The organism is Pseudomonas sp. GW822-FHT03F04 (genome assembly GCF_058801405.1).
Genome location: NZ_JBXANF010000024.1, coordinates 1 through 810 on the forward strand (window position 1 = coordinate 1; position 810 = coordinate 810).

The window sequence follows — 810 nt, forward strand, 5'->3', positions numbered from 1 at the left end:
GTACGCCAGTTGCGGGCGCAGGGTCACGGAGTAGCGCGTCAGGCGCTTGCCGGAATCGCCTTGCGCGGCGCGGTAGATCAGGCCGTGGATGCCGCTGCCGTCGGGCGACAGCTGCAAAAAGGCCGGCTTGTGCAGCAGGGTTTCGAGGTCCAGCGACGGCTGCTCACTGACCAGCTCCACCTCGAACACAAAAGGCTGGCTGATGGCTTCCCGACCGGTGAGGGTAAACACCTGAAAGTCGTTGGAAAGACCTTCGATGGTCAGGGCAAAGTGAGTTTCATTGGCCGGCGCGAACATCCCTTGTTCCTCGTGCTGTACAGCGGCGTTCGTCGACCGCTGGACGATCAACGCACGCGAAATTCTGGAGGGCGTAAACAACATCGACCAGCAGAGCTGGCCGATGCTTGAAACGATCAGCCGTAATTAAACGACTGGAGCACGCCAGTCATCGGAACCCGAAGTACCGGATACTTCGTGGGTCCAGGTGATTTTGCGGTAGGTGAACTGCACTTCTTCCAGGTGGGTGAAGTGCGCGTTGCCTGGATCCTGGCAGTTGTGCATTTTGTTGTTGATGGCGACGATGATCGCGTCTTCCAGTTTGGTGGTGTAGTAGTGCTCTTGGGTGCCTTGCGCCGAAGTGCGGTACCACTGGATAACGATTTCGCTCATGCGCTCGCCGGAGGTCAGAGCGGCTTGCAGCAGAGGCGAAGCCTTGTCGTAGACCTTGGTGATCACGACTGGCTTGTGCACGCGCTGACCGGTTGGCTGACCGGATTGTGGGTCACGCGGGATGATCACGTCGTGGGTGAA

The 810-nt window shown here is 59.0% G+C and carries 2 protein-coding genes; both read right to left on the reverse strand.

What is annotated here, in order from left to right:
* Positions 1-297, reverse strand: a 297-nt coding sequence (locus AC1RMX_RS29665) for a contractile injection system protein, VgrG/Pvc8 family (RefSeq protein WP_493073880.1), incomplete at its 3' end; no start/stop codon positions are given.
* 126 nt (positions 298-423) lie between these two features.
* Positions 424-810 (reverse strand): Hcp family type VI secretion system effector (locus tag AC1RMX_RS29670; RefSeq protein ID WP_493073882.1); only part of this gene is annotated, 387 nt, incomplete at its 5' end.